Origin of the sequence: Streptomyces sp. NBC_01197 (genome assembly GCF_036010505.1) — a bacterium.
Taxonomy (GTDB): domain Bacteria; phylum Actinomycetota; class Actinomycetes; order Streptomycetales; family Streptomycetaceae; genus Streptomyces.
Genome location: NZ_CP108569.1, coordinates 155259 through 175602 on the forward strand (window position 1 = coordinate 155259; position 20344 = coordinate 175602).

Here is a 20344-nt window from a genome sequence, read left to right on the forward strand (position 1 = left end):
AGTACGTTCCTGACGCATCGAGCAGGCCATCTCCTCAAGCGCCTCGCCTGCCCTTGACCGGCTGCGGCGTCCAAACGAGGCCGACCCTATGCTGACCGTCGTGCAGGTACTGGGTATGAGCAGTGAGGACGAGATGGTCGCCTGTTTCTTGAGCGGCGAGCTGGCCAGCCGGAGGTTCGGCCAGAGTCTTCGCTCCCACCTGGTGGCAGCCGGGCAGACCGAGCAGTTGCTTACGCATCCGGACCTCTCCGACGCTGGCGCGAACCTCGTGCGTCGCGCTCTGCTCGCTGCGACCCGCGGGTACGGCGAGAACCGCGCCCTGTTCGAGAACTTCCCCACTCAAGTCACATGGACCAGAGCACTCCTGTCAGCCGACGAGGCGGCAAGCGTGCGTTACCTCGACTATTCCTACTGGGTCGAACTGTCAGGTGGCAGCCGTCGGCCGACTGACGCGGCCCTACGCATCAAAGCCGGGCAACGGGCGTTCGGCGTGCCCAACGAACCGTTCGTCGACGCAGCCCAGGCACTCATCGGAGGCGAGCGATTTCCTCCGCTCATCCTCGTCGGCGAGAGGCAGGACACCCTGGTCTGCCTTGAGGGTCACTTGCGCTTGACCGCCTACGCCTACGTTGGCTTCCCGATCGGCATCGAGTGCCTGATCGGCACCGCCCCGACCATGGGACGCTGGGCGCAGTAGTACCAGGCGCCCCAAGCTCTCGGCGCTCCGAACGGACGGGGCACCCCATCCAACCGCTCCAACCGGGCTCCGGCGAACCATCGCGGTCACAGCACTGGACGGCGGGCCGGCCCGTACGTCCGCGCCCCGACGGCAGCCGGTCGCACCATCCGACCACCGAGACCGATTCCGATCCACCAAGGAGCACACATGACCACCTACGGCCTGCTGATCTTCGACGGTGCCGAGGAACTCGACTTCACCGGACCCTGGGAGGTGTTCACCGCCTCCTCCATGCTGCGCGGCCACGCCGACACCGCGCTCCTCATCGCCGAACACCCTGACGCCGTCCGCTGCAACAAGGGCATGCGGGTCCTGCCGGACCACACCCTGGACGACCACCCTCCGCTGGACGTCCTGCTGGTACCGGGCGGCAACGGGACCCGTCGCGAAGTGTCCAACCCCGTACTCACCGACTGGATCCGCGAGACCTCCGCCAGCGCCGACTGGACCACCGGCGTGTGCACCGGAGCCCTGCTGCTCCACGAGGCAGGTCCGGCACGCGGCCGCAGGGTCGCGACCCACTACCTGTTCGAGGACACGCTGCAGGCCAGGGGCGACATCACCGTGGTACGCGACGCACGCTACGTCGTCGACGGGACGCTCGTCACCAGCCAGGGTGTCTCGGCCGGGATCGACATGGCCCTGTGGCTGGTCGGCCGCCTCCACGGCCGCGACCACGCCCGCGCCGTCCGCCGGTACATCCAGTACGAGCCTGCGCCGCCCTACCTCGCCGACGAGCCGGAGGCCGACTGACACACCGCGATCATCACCCGGCTGCTCGCCGCTGGTTCGGGCCGGCGAACCCTCCCCCTGGCTCGCCTGCCGCACCTGGCGGCGGCGCCGGGACCGTGCAGCCCGCCCCGGTGTGGGCATGGGCCCCGAAGTGGTCCCAGTGCCCGCTGAGTTGGCCCAGCGGCTGCGTCCGCCGGCCGAGGCCCCGGCAGCCGGGCTCGCGGCGGCTCAGACACCCCGGTGGCGAGCGGGAGAATACGCGTGCTGGGCGCTGGGCACCAGTACTTTGCTCTCCACCCCGACAGGCCCGGTCGGCCGACCGGCCACGCTCTCAGCCATCCGTGGCCGGGGGCGACGGGCCCGCAGGAGCGCTCACCGGCGATCGGGCTGGACGGGCTGGACTGGCTGAACGGGTAGAGGTTCACCACCCTTGGTGCGTGCCGCCTGTTGGGCCGTCAACGGCCGTGCGGGCAGGTCCGGTTCGGGCAGCGTGCGCAGCAGCAGCCAGCTCACGACCGGCAGTACCACCAGCGGAGCCAGCGCCGTACGGAGGGACGTCGCGTCGGCAACAGCACCGATGAGCGGACTGGCGAGCCCACCGATGCTCACGGTCAGGCCAAGAGTGATCCCGCTGGCCGTGCCGACCCGGGAGGGCAAGTAGTCCTGGCCGAGGGTGACCTGGAGCGAGAACGGTACATAGAGCCCGGCGGAGGCCAGTGCCACGAACACATAGAGCGCCGGACCCGGGACGGTCACGATCCCGGCCACCGCGGCCGCCGTAGCGAGATACGACCAGCGCGCCACGGTCACCCGGTCCCACCGGTCGGCCAGCCTGCCGCCCAGCACGGACCCGACGGCGCCGCCCAGGTAGAGCACGAACAGGGCGGCGGTGCCCGCCGGCGTACTGCCTCCCATGCGCTGCTTGGCATAGAGCGAGATGAAGGTGCTCAGTCCGATGAACACGATGGAACGGCAGACCACCACGAGCGAGAGTTTGACGAACGAAGCACGGTCATCACGCCCTGCCTTCGCCGCCGCAACGGCACGACCCGATCCGTTCCTCTCCATCGCCCGCATCACAGGCAGACAGAGCACACTGCCGACCACGGCCGGGATCACCAGCAGCGGCGAGAGCCGGAGGCCGCCGGTGACCACGACTGCCGACACCATGAGCGGGGCTGCCGCGAACCCGAGGTTGCCGCCCAGGGAGAACCACGCCATGCCGCTGTGGCTGCCGCCACCTGCCAGCCGCGCGACCCGGGCCGACTCGGGGTGGTAGGCCGCCACACCGAGCCCGGACAGTGCCACGAACACCAGCGTCAGCTTGTAGGACCCACTCACACCACTGAGCGCGATCCCCACCCCGCCGAGCAAAGTGCTCACCGGCAGCAGCCACGGCATCGCCCACTTGTCGGTCAGCAGCCCGAACGCGGGCTGAGCCACCGACGACAGCAGTGACGCGGCGAGGACGATTCCGGAGACGGCGGCATAACTGTAGGCACGTTCAGCGACGAAGAACGGTACCAGCGCCGCCACGGCACCCTGGTACACATCCACGCAGGCGTGACCGACAGACAGCAGAGGGATCAACTTGTTCCTGGACACCCATCCATGCTCGGCATCCCGCGCCTGTCGCACTTCCAAGAAACTGCCAACTGATGCCGAAATTCCGCCACGCCTCAAGGACGCGGTTCTGGAGACGGCCGGTGCACTCCTCCTGACGGGCGGACCTCACGGGCCGCGCCCTTACCCGGGAGGTAATTGCCGGGGCCTGCGACCCCGGCGAGGATGGCGACCGCCGCACCACCGCGATGCGGGTCGCGTAGAAGCACCTGCAGAAGCAGAAGTCCGAAGAGCCATATCGGAGCACCGTAGTTGAGCAGTGGAGAGGATACGCACGTGCCCACAGCCATACCCGCGACCACCCGCACCCTGGTGGAGGAGCTGCTGCGCCGGATCGGTGAGGGGGGCCCCGAGCGGATCGCCGAGCTGTACGCCGAGAGGGGCGACTGGAAGCTGGACTGGCCGGAGGCCGAGCACGGGCGCACGGCCACACCGTGGATCCGCCACCGGTCCACCCGCGCCGATGCCGCCGCGCATTACCGCGAGTTGGCGGAGCACCATGTTCCCGGGCTCGCGGCCACCGAGATCGAGCGCATCCTCATCGACGGTACCGAAGCGGTCGTACTCGGCGAGATCCGCCAGACCGCCCTGCCCACCGGACGCGCCTACCGGGCCCGGTTCGCGCTGCACCTCACGTTCGAGAACGGCCTCGTCACCCGGCACCACGTCTACGAGGACAGCCTCTCCGTCACCCAGGCGTTCGAGACCCCGTGATGCGGGGCCGGCGGAATTCCCGTCGGCAAGCCGCCTGACCCGTGCCAGAATCTGGCGCATCTCAGTTCGATACCCATGCCCCCTGCGCCCCGGTGACCGTGTCGGCATCACTTCCCCTTCGAGCGGAGTGGCGGAAGATCTGCGTGAGCGGCTCGACGTGGCGATTCGCACGGTTGAGGCCCGCGGGTACCAGGTGGTCGTCGGGCGCTGCATGGATGGAACCGGCCATGTCAGCGCTCCGGCTGCGGACCGCGCGGACGAGCTGACATCGATGCTGGTAGATCCTGTGATCCGGGCCGTGGTCCCGCCGTGGGGCGGGGAGACCGCGATCGACCTGATGCCCCTGCTCGACTGGGGCCGCCTGCGTGCGGCCGAGCCGACCTGGCTCGTCGGCTACTCCGACATGTCGGCTCTCCTCACACCGCTGACCCTTCTCACCGGGACGGCGACCATCCACGGGAACAACCTGATGGACACCCCGTACGAGGTGCCCGCGGGGCTGCTGTCATGGCTCGACATCGCCGCCGCGCCGCGGGGGCACCGGTTTACGCAGACCCCGCCGAACCGTCACCGCACCACCGGGTGGGACGACTTCCGCACCGAGCCGAAGGCGTGCACGTACCTGCTCGACACCCCCGGCAGATGGACCAGGCTGGACGGCCAAGGCGGCGGGGATGTCGCGGGGCGCCTGATCGGGGGCTGCATCGAAACCTTGTGCAACCTCGCGGGGACGCCGTACCTCGATGTACCGGCCTTCGCCCGCGCCGAGTCCCCGGAGGGGCTGCTCGTATACGTCGAGGCGGGGGGCGACGACGCGTTCACCATCTGCAGGAACCTGCACGGAATGCGGCTGGCCGGCTTCTTCGACGACGCGAACGCCGTACTCGTCGGCCGGACCGCCGCGCCGGACGCCGCGTCGCTCACCCAGCACCAGGCCGTTCTGGACGCGCTCGGGCCGCTGAACGTGCCGATCATCGCCGATGTCGAATGCGGTCACGTCCCGCCGTATCTGCCGATCGTCAACGGCGCACGCGGCCGGGTCGTGCACACGTCGACCCGCAGCGAACTCACCCAGACCCTGGACTGATGCCGGGGCCGGCGATCCTGGACGGTTTCGGTGTCACTTCGCCTTGGATCCGCCCGATCGACAGGAACGACGGCCCGAAGAACGCAGCGCTGCACGCGGCCCCGACGGGCGCCGACAGAAGCGACACCATCGCGCCCCCGAGCGCCGGACCTCCGATCTGGGCCGCTGACCTGCAGCCCTCCAGCGCGCTGTTGCCGCGCACCAGTTGATCGCGTTGTACCAGCCGTACGAGGCCCGCCTGGTAGGCCACGTCGAAGTACACGGACAGGGTTCCGGCGATGAAGGCGACCATGAGCAGCGCCGGCAGGCCGAGTCCGCCCAGCAGGCCGGCCAGCGCGGCGCCACCCAGCGCCAGGGCCCGGCCGGCGTCCGTCAGCACCATCACCGTACGGGCCCGCCGTCGGTCGACCCAAGCACCGGCGAAGAGCGAGAACAACAGGATCGGTGCCTGCCCCACCGCGCGGAGGGCGCCCAGCAGGCCGGCGTCCGTGTGGAGCGTCAGCACGGCGATCAGTGGCAGGACCACCAGCCTTGATTGCTCGCCGAGTTGGGAGGATGCCTGGCCGAGCCAGAGCCTTCGGAAGTCCCTCTCCCTCCACAGGCGGGAGGGAACCGGCGAACCGGCATCGGATACAGCGGAGGAACGGGACGACACAGTCGCGCCCCTTGGGAATACCGGGTACGAGGCCCGCCACCCGGCGCACTGCAGGTGCGCCGGCGATTGAGGCAGGAGAAGGCTCGCTGTGCCGCGGATCAGAGGCAGCACGCGATGACCGGGCCGTTCAACGGCCTACGGCGTCAACGCGCGCTCGGAGGACCGGGCATGGGCTGGCTCCTCGTGGGTCTCGATACCCGCATCAGCCCGCGGCGGCCCTGCGCGACAGGGGTTGAGAGCCGACCGGTAACGACCCGGCGAACGGAACCGCGCGGTCGAACACCCGCGCATCCGGCACGATTGTACGAATGTGACCTGTCCCCCGATCCACGCGGTTCGGGAACCCCGGGGCGCCCTCTGCCATCTCCTTCACCGGACCGGGGCCCGGGACGGGCAGCAACGCCCCTGCGGCTCCTCGTTATCCGGAGACGAGAAACTGATGAGCCTTACGGGGACACCCTTCTTCCTGACGTCGATCGTGCTGGTGGTGGCGGCACTCGCGTTTCCGCTGCTGTTCTGGAGCCGGATCCGCGGCCCCGGCGCGGTGCGGCACACCGCGCGACTGGCCATGCTGGTCGCCGTCCAGGCCACCGGGGTGCTCCTGGTGTTCCTGATCGTCAACAACTCCAACGGCCTTTACGACAACTGGGCCGACCTCCTCGGTACCGGCAACCACGTGCACGCTGCCGCCGATCTCGGCCCGGACGGAACCGGCGGCAAGTCCGTCAGGAACGAGCCGCGGATCAGGCAGAAGTTCCACCCGGCCGGCGACCCACGGATGGGACCCGGAGTGCAGGCCACCCAGCTCAAGGGCCGGATCTCCGGGGTGGAGGGCGAGGTCTATGTCTGGCTGCCGCCGCAGTACGGTCAACCCGCCTACCGGCACCGCAACTTCCCGGTGGTCGAAGTGCTCCCCGGCTACCCCGGCTCCGCACGGGCCTGGTTCGGGACCCTGCACGTCAACACGCAGCTCGCACCGATGATGCAGCGCGGTGAGGTGGCCCCGTACATCATCGTCGCGCCCCGAACGACGCTGCTGGGCAAGGTCGACACGGGCTGCGCCAACATCCCGGGCAAGGTCAACGCCGACACCTGGCTCAGTGTCGATGTCCGCAAGATGGTGACGGACACCTTCCGGGCCGACCGCCGGCCGGCCGGGTGGGCCGTCGCGGGCTACTCGGCCGGCGCGCACTGCGCGGTCGAACTGGCTGTCCGGCACCCGGACCGCTACCGGGCCGCGATCGGCATGTCCGGCTACAACGATCCGGTCGGCGAGCCCGCCTCGCTCACGGCTCGGACGATTCAGCTGCGCAACCGGAACAACCCGTGGAAGATTCTTCGGCACGACCGGGTTCCGCCCAGGGTGGCGCTGTTCGTCTCCGGTGCGTCCGGTGACGGCTACCAGGGCGCGGTGGCCCTCAAGCAGGCGGCCAAACGCCCGACGACCGTACAGGCCGTCAGACTGCCTGCCGGTGCGGGCGGGCACACCACCGCGGTCTGGAGGGAACAGGTCCCGGAGATCTTCCGGTGGTTGACACACCAGGTGCCGATGCGCTGACGGGAAGCAGCGACGCGCGCCCGGCCGGACCAGGCCGGCAGTCCGGGCGCGTACTTTCGCCCCGGCCGGACCAGGCCCCGAACCCCCGGGCGCTTGCTCCCGCCCCGCCCGGGCCCGGTCCGGCCGTCCGAGCACTTGCTCCCGGAGGGCAGGAGCGTCCCGCCAGTGCGGCGGGACGCTCCCCCGGGACCACTGGACCCCTGCGGCTAGAGGGTGCGCTCCAGCCGGTCGGCCAGCAGCTTGACGAAGCGCGACGGATCGCTCAGCTCGCCGCCCTCGGCGAGCAGCGCCATGCCGTGCAGAAGCTCGGCCGCCTCTTGGAGGCCGCTGAGGGCGGTGTCGTCCGTCCGTTCCGCGTACGCCTTGTTCAACCCGGTGACCAGCGGGTGCCCCGGGTTGAGTTCGAGGATGCGCTTGACGTGGGGTACGTCCTGGCCCATAGCCCGGTACATGTTCTCCAGGGCCGGCGTCACGTCATGCGTGTCCGAGACGATGCAGGCCGGTGAGACGGTGAGACGTGAGGAGAGCCGCACCTCCTTGACGTTCTCGTTCAGCCGTTCCGTCATCCACGTCAGCAGGGGCTCGAACTCCTGCTGCTGCTTCTCGCGCTCAGTCCCGGCCTCCTTCTTCTCCTCCTCGGTGCCGAGGTCGACCTCGCCCTTGGCGACGGATCGCAGCTGTTTGCCGTCGAACTCGGGGACCGCCTCCACCCACACCTCGTCGACGGGGTCGGTGAGCAGGAGAACCTCGATGCCCTTGGCCCGGAAAGCCTCCATGTGCGGGGAGCTCTCGATGGCCTGGCGGGACTCGCCCGTCAGGTAGAAGATGTGCTCCTGGCCGTCCTTCATGCGTTCCACGTACTGCCGCAGAGTCGCCGGCTCGTCGTCGCTGTGCGTGGTGGCGAAGGAGGAGACACCGAGGATCGCGTCGCGGTTCTCGAAGTCGCTCAGCAGTCCTTCCTTGAGGACGCGGCCGAACTCCCGCCAGAACGTGGCGTAGCGCTCCGGCTCGCCGGACATCATCTCCTTGACCGTCGACAGCACCTTCTTCGCCAGTCGACGGTGCATCAGCTGGATCTGCCGGTCCTGCTGGAGGATCTCGCGCGACACGTTGAGCGACAGGTCCTGCGCGTCGACCACGCCCTTGACGAAGCGCAGATACGGCGGCATCAGCGCTTCGCAGTCGTCCATGATGAAGACGCGCTTCACGTACAGCTGGATTCCGCGCTGGTAGCCCTGTGTGAACAGATCCTGTGGCGCGTGCGCCGGGATGAACAGCAGCGCCTGGTACTCGAAGGTGCCCTCCGCCTGAAGCCTGATGGTTTCGAGGGGGCTGTTCCAGTCGTGGCTGATGTGCTTGTACAGCTCGTGGTACTCGTCGTCCGTGACCTCGTCGCGCGAGCGTGCCCAGAGGGCCTTCATCGAGTTCAGGGTCTCGGGCTCGGCGGAGGCACCCGCGTCGGCGGCCCCCTCCGCGTCTGTCTCTGTCTCTCCCTCCGTGCCGCTCGCGTCGGCGGCCGCGGAATCGGTGACGAGCCTGACCGGCCAGGTGATGAAGTCCGAGTAACGCTTGACGATCTCCCTGATCTTCCACGGGGAGGCGTAGTCGTACAGCCGGTCCTCGGAGTCCTCCGGCTTGAGCCGGAGCGTGACCGCGGTGCCCTGCGGGGCGTCGTCGACGGTCTCGATGGTGTACGTACCCGCGCCGGTCGACACCCAGCGGGTGCCGTGACTCTCGCCCGCACGGCGGGTGAGCAGGGTGACCTCGTCGGCCACCATGAAACTGGAGTAGAACCCGACCCCGAACTGACCGATGAGCCCGTCGGCAGCGGCGGCGCCCTCCGCTTCCTTCTCCTTGAGCTCCTGCAGGAACTTGGCCGTGCCCGAGTTCGCGATCGTCCCGATGAGCTGGACCACTTCGTCGTGCGACATACCGATGCCGTTGTCGCGCACGGTGAGCGTACGGGCCTTCTCGTCCGGCTCTATGGCGATGTGGAGATCGGACACGTCCACGCCGAGAGAGTCGTCGCGGAGTGCTTCGATACGAAGTTTGTCGAGCGCGTCGGAGGCGTTGGAGACGAGTTCGCGCAGGAACACGTCCTTGTTCGAGTAGATCGAGTGGATCATCATCTGCAGAAGCTGTCGCGCTTCCACCTGAAACTCGAACGTCTCAGTCGGCATAATCCGTGCTTCCTTCTCAGGTCATCAAGTGACGGGACTGACCTGGGAACTCTAGATCAGCCGACGGCGGTGCAGGTCCCGTTCACCGTCCCGGGCACGATCGCCCACCGAGGTGCAGCGAGCGCCTCCGCCAGCGGGCCGTCCCCACTCGCGCACACCTCCAGGTACGCCTTGCGCCTTACCTTGGTGCGTGATTCACCGCCCAGGTACGAAGGCGGTCGTACAAGAGGTGCGCAGCGCACGGTCCTCAGGAGCAGAGTCATGAACCCGGAACGCAAAGTCGCCCTGGTCGTCGGGGCGAACGGAGTTGTCGGGCGCGACACCATCCAGCACCTTCGCGATCTCAACGAGTGGGAGATCATCGGAGTTTCCCGGCGCGGAGGCACGGACACCGGCCGCGTCCGCTACATCGCCGTGGATCTGCTCGACGCCGATGACCCACGTCAGAAGCTCGGCGGGCTGACCGAGGTGACACATATCTTCTACGCGGCGTTCCAGGACCGGCCGACCTGGGCGGAGCTGGTACCCCCGAACCTCGCCATGCTGGTGAACTCCGTTGACGCCGTCGAGCCGGTGGCGGCCGGGCTGCGGCACGTCAGCCTGATGCAGGGCTACAAGGTCTACGGCGCGCACCTCGGTCCGTTCAAGACGCCGGCACGGGAGAGCGACGCGGGGCACATGCCGCCGGAGTTCAACGTGGACCAGCAGTCCTTCCTGGAACGCCGGAGCCAGGGCAAGTCGTGTACGCGTCCATCTCGAAGGAGCTCGGCCTGCCCCTGCGATTTCCGGGAAGGCCCGGTGCCTACACCAGCCTCTTCGAGATGACGGACGCCGGCCTGCTCGCGAAGGCGACAGTCTGGGCAGCGACCGACGCGAGCGGAGAGGGGCAGGCGTTCAACATCGCCAACGGCGATCTGTTCCGGTGGGACGAGATGTGGCCCAGGATCGCCGCGTACTTCGGGATGGACGTGGCCCCGCCCCTGCAGATGTCGCTCGCCACCGTCATGGCGGACAAGGAGGCCCTGTGGAACGAGATGTCGGCCCGGTACGGTCTCGCGCACTCCTACGAAGAAGTCTCCTGCTGGAACTTCGGCGACTTCGTGTTCGGTCCCGACTACGACATGTTCGCCGACACGTCGAAGTCACGACGGGCAGGTTTCCACGAGTACGTCGAGACCGAGCAGATGTTCATCAGCATCTTTGACGAATTCCGCAAGCGGAAGATCGTCCCGTAGGTCACCCGCCATCCGCGCCGCATGGGGATCGGCTGATGCTGGGCGAAGCGAAGCCGGACAGGAGCCGTTCTGATTCGGGCGGAGCGCTGGGGTGTCACGCCTGCGGGCGGGCGGCCGCGGTCTCCTGAGCGAGCAGCCCCAGCAGACCGGGAAACCGCTGCTCGACCTCCAGCCTCCTGAGTCGCACCCCGCGGCGGTTGCCGTAGTCCACGTCCGTGACAAGTCCTGACTCGCGCAGCACCCGGAAGTGATGGGTACAAGTCGACTTCGAGACGGGCAAGTCGAATGACGCGCAGGTGCGCTCCGCATCCCCCGGTTCAGCGATCAGCTCTGTCACGACGCGGCGGCGCAGCGGGTCGGAAAGGGCCGTCAAGACCTTCCCGAGGTCCATTTCCTCAAGGCTCGGACGGCCCGGTTCGTCCGCCATGATCACTCACCTCGGATACGGATTGCTTCGTACCGCGTAGCCCGACCCGCCTGTCAGGTATTACTGCCACCATACCTAAGACGGCCGGGATTCCACCCCGGGCACGGAACGTCAACGTCCCCTGACGGCCCCCCGGTCCTGGGGAGCCGAGCGCGCGGATCGCGGATCAACAGCTCAGCGACTCACTGAATCAACGCATGAGCGGAGAAGGCGAGGGCGTCAGGAGAAGACGACCGAGCGCAGCTTCAGCCGCTCCGACGCGTGCCCTCCGAAGGGCCGGAGGGTGAAGTGGTCGCCCCGGCAGTCGATGCCGGTGAAGACGGTCGCCGTGGCATCGGTGAAGTTGCGCGGGGTGTCGGCGGAGGGCGTGAACCACTCCTCCGCCACCTGTGGCAGCGTGATGCACTCCCGGCTCGGCGGACTGGTCAGGCTCCCGGGATGCGGGGCGCCGCTCTGGTCATGGAAGACGTAGGTGAAGTCGCCCTCCGCAGCCCGGGCCGAGCCGGAAAAGGTGAGCGTGAGGGCCGCCGCGCCGAGGGTGGCGGTGAAGACGCGGCGGAAGGTGCGGCGTGGACGGGGCTGAGGCTTCATATGGGATTCCCTTCATGACGGTGCGTACGTGCGATCCCGATCTGCCCCGGACCACACAGCGTGATGCGCCCATCACTCCAAGGAGTGGCCGCGGAAGGGAGTGAGACGGGAGTGAGCTGGGGGCGCAAACGGCTTCCCTCAGTGACACCACCCGGAGAGACGCCGGACTGCCATTGAATTGTTAACGCAGCTGCGTTAGCTTCCAGCTTATGGATGGTCAGAGCGCGTCGACCCGGCTTCATCTGATCGCGACCGCCGAGCGACTCTTCGCGGAGCACGGCATCAACGCGGTCTCGATGCGGAGGATCGCTGCGGATGCGGGCCAGCGCAACGACAACGCGGTCAAGTACCACTTCGGCTCCAAACAGGGCCTGGTCGACGCGGTCTTCGAGCACCGGCAGGTACCGATCGACGTGCGCCGCATTGCGCTCATTGACGGTTTCGACCGCGAGGGGCGCGGCAGCGATCCGTACACGATCGCTGAGGCGTTCGTCCTGCCGCTGGCCGAGTTGCTGGAGGCCGCGCCGGGCCGCAGCTGGTATCTGCGGTTCTGCGTGCAGGCCGCCTATACCATCCACCCCGATGTCGCCACGCTCACCCTGAACGACCTGGAGGCGCGACCGGGGACCCAGGGTCTGGCGAGGCTGCGCGAGCGCGCCCGCGCGGTGCTGGCCGCCGAGGACATGCCCGCGCCGCTGGGCCTGCAGCGGTGGTGGCACTTCACCGGCTTCCTCGCTCACTCGCTCGCCGACCGCGAGGCCCGGCTGCAGACCGGCGGGCTGCGCGGACTCGGCCCCACTGAGCTGTTCCTCGCCGGTCTGATCGACACCGGAGCAGCTGTCCTCACCGCGCCCTGCCGGCCATCGACCCTGGCACTCGCCGAGGGCTGGGCCGACGCCGCTGTACGCGCCGGCTGAACCGGCGCGCTCTCGCGCACTCATCTCCCAACCCGGCCCAGGAGGCCCAGCCATGAGCACATCCCTCGCCGATACCGCGCACCGTGGTGACCGCCCGGTGTTCGACAACGGCGTGTCCGCCGTGCCCGTACGCGAGTTGACCCCCACCGGGGAGTTCACCCCCGGACTGCGCTACGAGCTGTTCGGCCTCGCTCCGTGCAGCCCGACCATCGGCGCCGAGATCTCCGGTGTGGACCTGGCCCGGCCGCTCACCGACGAGCTGTACCAGGAGCTGCACCGCGCGCTGCTGGAGTGGAAGGTGCTCTTCTTCCGCGACCAGCACCTGACGCCGATTCAGCACCGTGATCTGGCCCGCCGGTGGGGCACCCCGGAGGTGCACCCGTTCCTGCCCAAGGCCGATCTGCCCGAGGTGGTCCGGCTCTCCCGGGGCGCCGACTCTCCGGCCGTGGAGAACGTCTGGCATTCCGACGCCTCCTTCGAGACCACACCGCCGATGGGCTCCATCCTGCGCGCCGTGCATGTGCCCGATGTGGGCGGTGACACGCTGTGGTCCGACATGGCCGCCGCCTACGACGGGCTGCCCGAGGATGTGAAGGCGCGGCTGGAAGGCCTGCGCGCAGTCCACGACTTCACCCAGAGCTTCGGCCGCCGGCTCGGACCCGAGGACCTCGCCCGCCTGCAGCAGAAGTATCCAGCGGTGGCGCACCCCGTGGTCCGCACGCTTCCGGAAAACGGCCGCCGGCTCATCTACGTCAACCGGATCTTCACCCATCACGTCGAGGGCCTGTCCGAGCAGGAGAGCCGCGAACTCCTTGAGTTCCTCTACGACCAGGCCCGCCATCCGGAATACCAGTGCCGCCTGCGCTGGCGTGCCAACACCGTCGCCTTCTGGGACAACCGTGCCACCCAGCACTACGCCAACGGCGACTACTACCCCCACACCCGCGTCATGGAGCGCGTGACCATCCTCGGTGACCGGCCCCAGTGACCGCGCCGGAGACAGACGTATCTCCGGAACGGAGCCCGGACGCGCGCAGGCAGCGCCTGGTCCACGCGGCCTTCTGGTTCGCCGGCCTGTACTTCGGCTGGCGCTGGGCCTCGGAGAGCGGTCCGGCATGGCAGCACGCTTTGCAGTTGCTGGCCACGCTGCTGGCCGCCATGAGCATGGTGCAGCTGGTGCGCCGGTGGCGCGAGCGACACCGGCGAGGAGGCGGCGTCCTGAACGGGCTTCCGGTGCGCGACCTGTTCCTGGCCAAGCTGGTGCTGATCGCCTCGGCACTCGCCGTCGATTACCTGCTCCAGTGCTGGATCCCGTCGCAGGGAGCCCAGATCATCGCCGGAGCCGGGCTGTGCGTAGCCTTCGCCATCATCGGGCCCGCCCTGCACAGGCGCCACAACGACCCTCCCGCCCTGCGGACACGTGAGGTCCGGCGGAGAAGACCGTAGCGGCCGCTGGTTCCGTACGCACGAACGCCGGTACCGGCTACCGCGGACTTGCCGTCCCGGGCTCGGGCGGCGAGAAGACAGAGGCGAGGCTGCTCAGTGGCTCGCTGCCGCCCGGACCTTGCTGTTCAGGTCGCGGTGGATGACGCGGGAAGCGCCCTCGATGGTGTCGATGCCGTAGTCCATCGTCTTGTTTCCGCTGGAGAGAACGGTCATGCCGTAGTCGTGGCCGTGCCCGGTGAAGAAGCCGACGCTGTGCACCCGCCAGCCGCCGGTCTCGCGGGACAGCCAGCCGTTCTTTACGTGCGTCGTGGCAGTGGCCGGTGAGCCTGCGGGCACGCCCCACTCCTGGTCGGCCTCGACCTTGGCCATCAGATCCAGGGCGTAGTCGCGTGAGGTCCGGTTCAGCACGGAGTTCTCCGTCGTGAGGAGCTTCATGAGCGTGAGCTCGTCGGCCGCGGTGATCTGGGTGAGGCCCCACGTTCCGTCGGCGCCCGGGACAGTGTGCCGCATCTTCGCGAGAGAGAGGAAGTGCTGGACGCGTGCCGCTCCGAGCTGACGCCAGAGAGCGGACGTGGCGTCGTTGTCGGACTCCGTGATCATCGCCGTGGTCAGTTTCACCTCGCGCGCGGTCAGCTTGCGGTGCGATTCCTCGGCCTCGCGCAGCAGCGCTCCCAGTACCGTGACCTTCACCACACTCGCCGAGTCGAAATGCGCAGTGGCCTTGAACTCGCAGCTGGTCCCGGTCGTGCGGTCGTACACGGCCAGCGCCGACGCGCCCTTGCGCCCCTTGAGCGCGCCGGCTATGTCGTGCGACAGCTCCGGGGCCAGGCCGGACTTCTTCGAAGTGCAGACGACCTTCGAGCCGCCCACGGCAGCGCTCGCGGAGCCGGCCTTGTCCGTCGGCTCGCCAGCGGTGCTCGCCGAGGCCGCGGTCGCCCCGGCGAGCGGGGTGAGCAGCACTCCGGCTGCCACGGAAGCGGCGAGTCCGCGGCGCGCGCGGGCCGGTATGCGTGAGCGGTGCATGAAGGTACGTCCTGTTCCCGCGGTGGGCCGAAGTCCGTCTCGCCTGACCTCGCACGCCCCGGCCGGAAGGCCGGTCTACCGCTGCTTCGGTGGAGTCCCGCCCGGCAGCCGCACCTGCGGGGGCAGCCCGGACCCCGGGTACGGCCTGCAGAGAAAGTTGCCGGACGGGGGCCTGCCCACTGTGCGGGCCGGCTCGGATTCCCGTTCCTGGATCTGAACCACCGTAGGGGCTTCCTCGGCGGTCACCGCGGACACGGTGAGTGAATTGTCTGAATTTGAGTAGCTATGTCGGCGTGTGATGTTCGCCAACCCGTGGGCGCGCGCAACCACCGCCTGCGGCGGGCCGGAGCCACCCGCCGAGCCCACCACGCCCACCGCCGGTCACCGTGGTCCACACCCGCAGCCAACGGGCTCACCTCCAGTAGCCCGCACTCGAGGCGTACGCGACAGATGCCGGCAGTGCGACCACCGGAGGCGTCACCCTGTTCAGCCGTGCGAGCCCCAAAGTCTCCAGCAGTGCGGGCAGTTCAAGCCCGCCACCCCAAACCTCCCCCCTTCCGCCCATACCTGCCCGTGACTTCGGGACACAGCCTTGACAGCCTACTTGGTCTAGTCCAATCTCATGTCTGTGCGCCGTCAAGTTGTCGCCCAGGCCGACCCCTTGCTTCTCCGGCCCCCTGCACCTTGATGACGTCCCCCACTGTCATCGAAAGGACAGGACCATGCGTCGACGTCCCCCCACCACGTCACGTCGAACGATCCCCGCTTCCCGGGCCACCGCCGTTCTCGCGGCTGCATGCCTGGCCGTAGCCGGAGCGGCCCTGGCCGCCGGCCCCGCCTCGGCGACACCCGTGAGCCCACGGGCGGCCGCGAGCTTCGCGCCGTACACCGACATGTCCAACTCCCAGGAAGGGCTGCTGGACACCGCGATCACCCAGCACGGGGTCAAGACGTTCACGGCCGGATTCGTCATCGGCTCCGGATGCAACCAGATCTGGGGGGACACACTGCCGGTCGGCAACGACTCGTACACCGACCCCCTGATCAGCAAGGCCAAGTCCGAAGGCGCATCGGTCATCGTGTCCTCGGGCGGTGCCGCGGGGCTGCCGCTCGCCTGGAGCTGTACGGACCAGAGTGCGATCAACGCCGGCTACCAGAAGATCATCGACTCGTACGGGCCCAGCTCGCTCGACTTCGACATCGAGGGCGGCGCCATCGCGGACACCGCCGCCGCGGCACGGAACATGAGCGCGATGAAGACACTCAAGGCGGCGAACCCGGGCCTGACGTTCTCGGTCACGCTGCCCGTCCTGCCCAACGGCCTCACAGCCGACGGCGTCAACATCCTCAAGGCCGCCAAGGACGCGGGCGTCAAGATCGACGTCGTGAACATCATGACGATGGACTACTACCAGGGCTCACAGGACATGGGTCAGGCCGCGATCAGCGCGGGGAAGGCCACCTTCGCCCAGATGCAGGCGGTCGACTCCGGCTACACCTACGCCAACCTCGGCATCACGCCCATGATCGGCGTGAACGACGACGGCTCGGTCTTCTCGACGGCCGACGCCTCGACGGTGAAGAGCTGGGCAGCCGGCAACGGTGTGGGACGGCTGTCGTACTGGTCGGTCAACCGGGACCAGTCCTGCGGCTCCGTCACCACGGCGGCGTCGCCCACCTGCAGCGGCGTGACACAGGGCCGGCTGGCCTTCGCGGACATCCTGGGCGGCTGACGCCACCGGCTGAACCGGCTTCCCGTACAACGGAGTTCGAGCAGCCGGGCCCCCGAGCCGGTGGGGGCCCGGCTGCCGCCCGGTCCGCAGCCGCCTGACCGCATCCGGAGAAAGCCACTGGTGCTCACCACCGTTTCCCCCGACCATTGCTCCATGATCGGAATACCGGCCTTCCTCGGCGTATCAGCGGTGTCACTCGGCATGGTGCTCACACCGGGTCCCAACATGATGTACCTCGTCTCCCGCAGCATCACGCAGGGCCGCCGCGCCGGGGTGATATCGCTGGCGGGCGTGGCCGTCGGCTTCCTCGTCTATCTCAGCGCGGCCAACCTCGGGCTCTCGGTCGTGTTCCTGGCCGTCCCCGAGCTGTATCTGACGGTGAAGCTCGCCGGTGCCGCCTACCTGGCGTGGCTCGCCTGGAAGGCCCTGCGTCCCGGGGGCACGTCGGTCTTCGCTCCTCAGGAACTGGCGCCCGACTCCCCCCGGCGGCTCTTCGCCATGGGGCTCGTGACGAATCTGCTGAATCCGAAGATCGCCATCATGTACCTGTCGCTCATCCCGCAGTTCATCGACCTGCACGCGGGACATGTCCTCCTCCAGGGGTTCGTCCTGGGCGGGATTCAGATCGCCGTCAGTCTCGCGGTGAACCTGGCCATCGCCCTGGCGGCGGGAACCATCGCTGTCTTCCTCGCACGGCGCCCGGTGTGGCTGCGGGTCCAGCGGTATGTCATGGGGACCGTCCTCGGCGCACTGGCCGTCAAGCTCGCGACGGACCGGGCTCCGGCGGCCACCGTGTGAGCACGCCCCCCGACGGCGGCGAGGGCCCACGGTGCCGCACCCCTGTTTGGCGCTGACGCCCCGGTCTGGTGAGTATGGGGAGCATGAACCAGATCCAGACGCTCTCGGCCACCGACGTCGCCGCCGCGGCAGAACGAATCAGCCCCCATGTCCGCCGTACGCCACTGCTGGACCTGGAGATCGACGGACGCCGTGTCGTCCTGAAACTGGAACACCTGCAGCGCAGCGGTTCGTTCAAACTGCGCGGGGCCGTCAACGCGATGCTGGAATCGCCATCGGACGACCACATCGTCGCCGCTTCCGGTGGCAATCACGGCCTCGCGGTCGCCACCGCAGCCGCGCTGCTCGGCCTCCCGGCGACCGTCTACCTCCCCGAGACGGCCCCCGAGGCGAAGGCCCGGCGCATCGAGGAGGCCGGCGCGCGGCTCGTACGGCATGGCGCCACGTTCGCCGAGGCCGCCTCCGCAGCGCAGGAAATCGCCGCGCGGCCCGGCTACCGCTTCCTTCACCCCTACGACGACCCGGCGGTCGTCGCGGGGCAGGGAACGCTGGCGGCCGAGGTGGTGGCCGACGCCCCCGCGACGGACACTTTCGCTGTCGCCGCGGGCGGCGGTGGACTCACCGCCGGTACGGCGCTCGCGGCGGGCGGCCGCCATGTGGTGGCGGTCGAACCGGAGGGCTGCCGCTCCCTGCACGACGCGCTCGCGGCGGGGAAGCCGGTCAACTCCCCGGTGGATTCGGTCGCTTCGTCCGCGCTGGGCGCTTCGCGGATCGGTGACGTGGCGTTCGGCATCGTGGCCCCGTACGGCGTGGAGTCGGTGCTCGTCAGCGATGCGGAGATCCTGCGGGCCCGTGCCCGCCTGTGGGAGGAGTGCCGGATCGCCGTGGAGCCCGCGGCTGCGGCGCCCTTCGCCGCGTGGCTGGCGGACAGGGTGCCCGGACAGCTGCCGTGCGTGGTGCTGTGCGGTGCGAACGCCGACTGGACGGCCGGCTGAGCGCGGCACTCGCCCGGCACCGGTCTCCGCCCCGGTGGTCCTCACGGAAAGGATCTCCCTAGGCTGACGCCATGCCCACCACACCCGCATACGACATCGTCGCCACCGATCTGGACGGTACCCTGCTGCGCCGCGGTGACACCGTGAGCCCCCGGTCCCGTGCCGCGCTGGCCCTGGCCGCATCGGCCGGGGCCGGCCATCTGATCGTCACCGGGCGGTCCCTCCCCGGTGTCCTGGAGCTGATCGGGGCTCTGGAGTACCGCGGTCCTGTCGTCTGCGGGCAGGGGACGCAGCTGTACGACGCCGGGTCGGCCCGGATGCTGAGTTCCGTGACACTCGACCGCGAACTGGCCGACACGGCGCTCGGCAAGATAGAGGCGGAGACAGGGCCGGTCTTCGCCGCCGTGGACCAGGACGGGGCAGACGGCCGGACGCTCGCCGAGCCGGGGTATCTGATGCCGCACCCCGCGCTGCCCGTCCTGCGGGTCGGGTCGCGGTCGGAGCTCTGGACCAGGCCGGTCATCAAGGTCCTCATACGTCACCCGGCGCTCTCGGACGACGCGCTGGCGGCCGTAGCCCGTACCGTCGTGGGCGACCTGGCCACGGTCACGATGGCGGGGCCCGGCACTGTGGAACTCGCGCCGTACGGTGTGGACAAGGGCACCGGAATCGCCCTGGCCGCCGAGGTGTTGGGACATGGGGCGGGGCGGCTGATCGCGTTCGGCGACATGCCCAATGACCTGCCGATGTTCCGTCGCTCCGGACACGGGGTGGCCATGGCCAACGCCCATCCGGAACTCATCGCCGCCGCGGACGAGGTGACCCTGTCGAACGAGGACGACGGCATAGCGGTCGTCCTGGAGCGCCTGTTCGCCTGAACCGGACCCGGTCCTGGGCCCGGGCCCAGGACCGGCCCGCCCGGGGTGGGCACCGGCCGCGCCGCGCGTCTCAGATCTTCTTCAGGAACGTGTCCGCGATGGCCTGGTACCCGGTGTCGTTGGCGTGGATGTCGCCGCGCGCCATGTTGGTCCACTGCAGGATCCGCGCCACGTTCAGCGGCACCCGCTTTCCGTCCAGCGGCACCAGCGGGAGGAAGGAGTTGGTGCGGAACGCCGACGCCACGTCGGCTGTCGGCACTCCGTGAGCTGCGTCGGTGAGCCCGATCGTGGCGTTGAGCGTGTCGGCGAGCGGTACGGAGAGAGTGGCCGCGGTCTTTCCCTGAGTGCCCGTCATCCATGCTGCCAGGAAGGGGTCGTAGAGGTTCATGCCGATGATCCGGGTCTGCGGTCCTGCCGCTGCCTTGAGCCGGCCCAGGATGGTGTTGAGCCCTGAACCCACCTTCCCGACACCGGAAACGGCGCACCCGATGTCGACGTTCCCGTTGGTCAGGCAACCGTCGACGTCGTTGGCACCGATGTCCAGGGTCACCATCACGCGGTCGTCGTGGTGGAGCCGGAGGAAGTGCTCGGCTTCGGCCAACTGGGAGCCGGTGTACGGGTGCGGGTACGGGCAAGGGCCGTCGATCATGGAACCGGTGGTCTCGCCGGGGCACCCGAGCCCGACGAAGTCGAAGGGCCGCCCGGTGCCGGCGGCGCGCGCCGACAGCGTCCTGGCGATGTCCTGGGCGTAGCCGCGGCCGGTGACATGGCCGCCGCCGGGCAGCGTCTGGTATCCGGCGGCCAGCGAGTCACCGAGCGCCAGGTAGTAGCGCGGTGCGGCGGCTCCCGTGGCGGAGGCCGGAGCGGAGAAGCCGAGCAGCGCGACGGCGGCGAGGAGCCCCGCCGTCAGCGCGAGCCTGGCGGGTCTGAGCAGGGAAACGCGCATGGAGCCTCCAACAGTGAGGGCGGAGAACTCCGTTGAGGCTACTGTCTGGTAGGGCAGCTGAGTAGGG

Annotated in this window: 20 protein-coding genes and 1 pseudogene; 14 read left to right on the plus strand and 7 right to left on the minus strand. The window is 69.1% G+C overall.

The annotated features are described in order from the left end of the window. The first annotated feature begins 88 nt into the window (after window positions 1-88). Window positions 89-697: a hypothetical protein gene (locus tag OG452_RS00760; protein ID WP_327293620.1), complete on the plus strand. Its 609-nt coding sequence runs from the start codon at window positions 89-91 to the stop codon at window positions 695-697. A gap of 189 nt (window positions 698-886) precedes the next feature. Next, the gene (locus OG452_RS00765; RefSeq protein ID WP_327293621.1) at window positions 887-1492 is read left to right on the plus strand and encodes a DJ-1/PfpI family protein; all 606 of its coding nucleotides are present in this window, start codon (window positions 887-889) and stop codon (window positions 1490-1492) included. A 351-nt stretch (window positions 1493-1843) separates the two neighbouring features. Here OG452_RS00765 and OG452_RS00770 read toward each other — a convergent pair whose 3' ends face one another. Beyond that, entirely contained in the window at window positions 1844-3076 is a 1233-nt protein-coding gene (locus OG452_RS00770) for an MFS transporter (RefSeq protein WP_327293622.1), read from the minus strand. Window positions 3077-3370: 294 nt separating this feature from the next. Between OG452_RS00770 and OG452_RS00775 the strand changes: the two genes are divergently transcribed. Together OG452_RS00775 and OG452_RS00780 are read left to right on the plus strand one after the other, a co-directional pair. Further along, window positions 3371-3808 carry a nuclear transport factor 2 family protein gene (locus OG452_RS00775; protein ID WP_442809937.1) on the plus strand — a complete coding sequence of 146 codons (438 nt, stop codon included), beginning with the start codon at window positions 3371-3373 and terminating at the stop codon, window positions 3806-3808. A gap of 106 nt (window positions 3809-3914) precedes the next feature. Then, a complete protein-coding gene (locus OG452_RS00780) occupies window positions 3915-4895 on the plus strand; it encodes a S66 family peptidase (RefSeq protein ID WP_327299470.1) in 981 nt (326 codons plus the stop codon). A gap of 16 nt (window positions 4896-4911) precedes the next feature. On the opposite strand, the pseudogene OG452_RS00785 reads toward OG452_RS00780, so the two are convergent. Then, window positions 4912-5550 (minus strand): annotated as a pseudogene (locus tag OG452_RS00785) (MFS transporter); the annotation flags it as partial. A 439-nt stretch (window positions 5551-5989) separates the two neighbouring features. On the opposite strand from OG452_RS00785, the gene OG452_RS00790 reads away from it, so the two are divergent. Further along, window positions 5990-7108 (plus strand): alpha/beta hydrolase, encoded by a 1119-nt coding sequence (locus tag OG452_RS00790; RefSeq protein ID WP_327293623.1) that lies wholly within the window; start codon window positions 5990-5992, stop codon window positions 7106-7108. Between the two features lie 206 nt (window positions 7109-7314). Here OG452_RS00790 and htpG read toward each other — a convergent pair whose 3' ends face one another. Next, window positions 7315-9288, minus strand: a complete 1974-nt coding sequence (gene htpG / locus OG452_RS00795) for a molecular chaperone HtpG (RefSeq protein ID WP_327293624.1) — start codon at window positions 9286-9288, stop codon at window positions 7315-7317. 261 nt (window positions 9289-9549) lie between these two features. Here htpG and OG452_RS00800 point away from each other — a divergent pair, with 261 nt between their 5' ends. Further along, window positions 9550-10113, plus strand: a complete 564-nt coding sequence (locus OG452_RS00800) for an NAD-dependent epimerase/dehydratase family protein (protein ID WP_327293625.1) — start codon at window positions 9550-9552, stop codon at window positions 10111-10113. Then, window positions 10110-10523 carry a hypothetical protein gene (locus tag OG452_RS00805; RefSeq protein WP_327293626.1) on the plus strand — a complete coding sequence of 138 codons (414 nt, stop codon included), beginning with the start codon at window positions 10110-10112 and terminating at the stop codon, window positions 10521-10523. Before OG452_RS00800 ends, OG452_RS00805 begins: the two co-directional genes overlap by 4 nt. Window positions 10524-10617: 94 nt before the next feature. On the opposite strand, the gene OG452_RS00810 is transcribed toward OG452_RS00805, so the two are convergent. Beyond that, on the minus strand, window positions 10618-10950 hold the full coding sequence (locus OG452_RS00810; RefSeq protein WP_327293627.1) for an ArsR/SmtB family transcription factor: 333 nt from the start codon (window positions 10948-10950) through the stop codon (window positions 10618-10620). 219 nt (window positions 10951-11169) lie between these two features. Beyond that, complete coding sequence (locus OG452_RS00815; RefSeq protein ID WP_327293628.1) at window positions 11170-11541, minus strand: hypothetical protein; 372 nt, start codon at window positions 11539-11541, stop codon at window positions 11170-11172. 209 nt (window positions 11542-11750) lie between these two features. Between OG452_RS00815 and OG452_RS00820 the strand changes: the two genes are divergently transcribed. Genes OG452_RS00820 through OG452_RS00830 form a run of 3 tightly spaced genes read left to right on the plus strand, consistent with a single transcriptional unit; the run spans window position 11751 to window position 13904 of the window. Then, window positions 11751-12458: a TetR/AcrR family transcriptional regulator gene (locus OG452_RS00820; protein WP_327293629.1), complete on the plus strand. Its 708-nt coding sequence runs from the start codon at window positions 11751-11753 to the stop codon at window positions 12456-12458. 52 nt (window positions 12459-12510) lie between these two features. Then, window positions 12511-13446: a TauD/TfdA dioxygenase family protein gene (locus OG452_RS00825; RefSeq protein WP_327293630.1), complete on the plus strand. Its 936-nt coding sequence runs from the start codon at window positions 12511-12513 to the stop codon at window positions 13444-13446. Continuing rightward, complete coding sequence (locus OG452_RS00830; protein WP_327293631.1) at window positions 13443-13904, plus strand: hypothetical protein; 462 nt, start codon at window positions 13443-13445, stop codon at window positions 13902-13904. Before OG452_RS00825 ends, OG452_RS00830 begins: the two co-directional genes overlap by 4 nt. 93 nt (window positions 13905-13997) lie before the next feature. Here OG452_RS00830 and OG452_RS00835 read toward each other — a convergent pair whose 3' ends face one another. Continuing rightward, window positions 13998-14927, minus strand: a complete 930-nt coding sequence (locus tag OG452_RS00835; protein WP_327293632.1) for a serine hydrolase — start codon at window positions 14925-14927, stop codon at window positions 13998-14000. Between the two features lie 722 nt (window positions 14928-15649). Between OG452_RS00835 and OG452_RS00840 the strand changes: the two genes are divergently transcribed. From OG452_RS00840 to OG452_RS00855, 4 genes are all read left to right on the plus strand, one after another. After that, entirely contained in the window at window positions 15650-16660 is a 1011-nt protein-coding gene (locus tag OG452_RS00840) for a chitinase (RefSeq protein WP_327293633.1), read from the plus strand. Between the two features lie 153 nt (window positions 16661-16813). Next, entirely contained in the window at window positions 16814-17458 is a 645-nt protein-coding gene (locus OG452_RS00845) for a LysE family translocator (RefSeq protein WP_327293634.1), read from the plus strand. Between the two features lie 83 nt (window positions 17459-17541). Beyond that, window positions 17542-18453, plus strand: a complete 912-nt coding sequence (locus tag OG452_RS00850) for a serine/threonine dehydratase (RefSeq protein WP_327293635.1) — start codon at window positions 17542-17544, stop codon at window positions 18451-18453. Between the two features lie 71 nt (window positions 18454-18524). Beyond that, window positions 18525-19331 (plus strand): HAD-IIB family hydrolase, encoded by an 807-nt coding sequence (locus tag OG452_RS00855; RefSeq protein ID WP_327293636.1) that lies wholly within the window; start codon window positions 18525-18527, stop codon window positions 19329-19331. A gap of 70 nt (window positions 19332-19401) precedes the next feature. Here the strand turns inward: OG452_RS00855 and OG452_RS00860 are convergent, their stop codons facing one another. Next, window positions 19402-20277, minus strand: coding sequence for an SGNH/GDSL hydrolase family protein (locus OG452_RS00860; RefSeq protein ID WP_327293637.1), 876 nt, complete (start codon window positions 20275-20277; stop codon window positions 19402-19404). Window positions 20278-20344: the final 67 nt, after the last annotated feature.